Genomic DNA, 2,149 nt, shown 5'->3' with positions numbered 1-2,149 from the left:
TGGCTGGAAGAGTACAATGCCATTCGTCCCCATGAGGCATTACAGGGCTTACCACCCTATCAATATGCCATCCAACATGCCTGATTTTTCCACTTTCATTTGGTACTAATTTTGGGAGGTTGACAATCTCGATATGGACGGCGTGAACATATTTTCAAAAAAAAGTGGATTACCATCTTCCTCGTGTGATCTTAAAACCGGTTAAATGGAAATGGCGGAATTTGTCAATCACTCAAATTAAGCATAGATGAAATCGGTATCTCTTTACAGTAGATTATTCCTCCATTGGTAATAATTGGATCTTTTTATTCTTCAGTTTTGAGAAAAAATCCAAATCCCCACAAATTAGATTATTAGTAGCGATCTCGGAACCTGAGTATTTTACTCTAAATGTTCTTTTTTTTTGTTCTTGTGCATGAATTTCAACATGGAGTAAGATTTCATCATAATCACCTGACGTTACTCTGTTGCACTCAATATCTGTAATCTTCATCCAATATTCATCCATACTCACCTCTAGAGAAAATTATAACTAAACACAAACTTACATCATCAAAGTAACATCTTTTAGTACCATTCACCATTCTTTCCACATTTGCAGTTCAAGCGGACTTATCCAAGTATATCACAGAATCATATTAATTCCTTTATAACTCCCAAACCTCGCGGGCCCTTGCTTGTACCTGTCGCGGAACCGCACAATATCGTTGGTCCACGGGTCATAGATCAGCACTACCTCACTGTCATCCAACCCGACGCCAATCACCCAGTGCATCTCTTTTGAAACTTGCATTGTTAGGGTTGGTTTTTCTTGTATTTCTTTCATGAAATCTCTCTTATAAATTACAGTAACATAATTTGTAACTTCAGTTACAAATATATTCATATTTAACAATTTGTCAAGTAAGTTACGGAAACTGTTAGTGCGGTTACAGAAAGGTATGGAATAATATGTAGTATATGGAAACTGAATTGGGAAAGTGGCTCAAATTAGAGCTACAAGCGCGTAATTGGTCCATGTCGGAATTGGCAAGGCGTTCGAAGTTATCCCATGCAACAGTGAGTAATATCGTTAATGGGAAACGAGGCATTAGTGACCTATCTCTAAGGTCAATTGCTAAAGCACTAAATATGCCCCCTGAGCAGATTTACCGAATCGGCGGGATATTGCCAAAGGCAAGAGATGCAAGCGAAGAAGAGGAAGAACTTTTGTTTCTATATAATCAACTTAATGACAAAGACCGCCAGACGATCTTGGACATGATGAATTTTTTACTGAGTAAATAGAATAAAGGAAATTAATAATGAAAAAATATGCAATTGTTTTCATAATCGCAGTTTGTTCATTAGCCTTTCCTCTCTCTAATAATAAGTAGAATCTCTTTCCTAAAAATTTTCAAGCTGATGATGATATTTCCAGATTCTTTGCACTGTAGTATTTTCATCCTCCCCCCTCCCCGGGGAGCGCAAGCTGATTAGAGGTACATCATAATTATAGCACAAGTGTTCTAAGTAACAAGACAGCAAAAACGGAATCTTTTTGAGGCAATATTCCGATTTCGGAATAACATGTGGAGGAAAAATGAAAAAGTGTCCATATTGCGCTGAGGAAATTCAAGACGAGGCAATCGTTTGCCGATACTGCAAGAAGGATCTTCTCCAAATTGCTCCAGAGGAACAAAATACTGATGATTCAAAAAAGACCGTGCATCCGATAAATATTGATATAAAACTTCAAAGTGGCGAGTTTTGTTATTATTGCGAGCGGGCGGATCTGTATGAGAATAGATCAATGGTAAAGCAGGTTGGTTATCATGGGCCAGCGCTGAGGGTAAAAATGATGAAAGGGTTATATTTCAGAGCGGGCAATTATGGTGTAAATACAAAAACTAAGATTGAATCGAAGAAAATTGATACCGGGGAATTGTATATCACTAATTTTCGATTGCTGTTCATTGGTGATAAGAAAACCCAATCCATTAAGTTTTCGAATATTGTCAATTTTGAGATACATCATGACGGTATTGAAGTAATGAAGCAGTCCGGAAATAATACATTGTATGCCACTAAGAAAAATTTGGAATTTGCGGCACAACTCATAAATTATTTCCTGACAAATCAAATTTGAGGAGTGTGTGATGAAAAAGTG

Annotated in this window: 4 protein-coding genes; 2 read left to right on the top strand and 2 right to left on the bottom strand. The window is 37.1% G+C overall.

Annotation, left to right across the window (positions count from 1 at the left end; genetic code table 11):
* Positions 1-274 precede the first annotated feature (274 nt).
* Positions 275-508: a hypothetical protein gene (locus tag ABFC84_09765; protein ID MEN6413023.1), complete on the bottom strand. Its 234-nt coding sequence runs from the start codon at positions 506-508 to the stop codon at positions 275-277.
* 117 nt (positions 509-625) lie between these two features.
* Positions 626-826 (bottom strand): hypothetical protein, encoded by a 201-nt coding sequence (locus tag ABFC84_09760; GenBank protein ID MEN6413022.1) that lies wholly within the window; start codon positions 824-826, stop codon positions 626-628.
* A 134-nt stretch (positions 827-960) separates the two neighbouring features.
* On the opposite strand from ABFC84_09760, the gene ABFC84_09755 reads away from it, so the two are divergent.
* Both ABFC84_09755 and ABFC84_09750 read left to right on the top strand, forming a co-directional pair.
* Positions 961-1,287, top strand: a complete 327-nt coding sequence (locus tag ABFC84_09755; GenBank protein ID MEN6413021.1) for a helix-turn-helix transcriptional regulator — start codon at positions 961-963, stop codon at positions 1,285-1,287.
* A gap of 253 nt (positions 1,288-1,540) precedes the next feature.
* Positions 1,541-2,128 carry a zinc ribbon domain-containing protein gene (locus tag ABFC84_09750; GenBank protein ID MEN6413020.1) on the top strand — a complete coding sequence of 196 codons (588 nt, stop codon included), beginning with the start codon at positions 1,541-1,543 and terminating at the stop codon, positions 2,126-2,128.
* Positions 2,129-2,149: the final 21 nt, after the last annotated feature.

It is taken from the genome of Veillonellales bacterium (genome assembly GCA_039680175.1).
Classification (GTDB): Bacteria; Bacillota; Negativicutes; order JAAYSF01; family JAAYSF01; genus JBDKTO01.
The sequence above is the reverse complement of the archived record's forward strand: the minus strand, read 5'-3'. Positions and strand labels throughout refer to the sequence as shown.

Coding starts and splice junctions, on each gene's coding strand:
- ABFC84_09760 (MEN6413022.1), bottom strand. CDS start 826: ATGAAAGAAATACAAGAAAAACCAACCCTAACAATGCAAGTTTCAAAA.
- ABFC84_09755 (MEN6413021.1), top strand. CDS start 961: ATGGAAACTGAATTGGGAAAGTGGCTCAAATTAGAGCTACAAGCGCGT.
- ABFC84_09765 (MEN6413023.1), bottom strand. CDS start 508: ATGGATGAATATTGGATGAAGATTACAGATATTGAGTGCAACAGAGTA.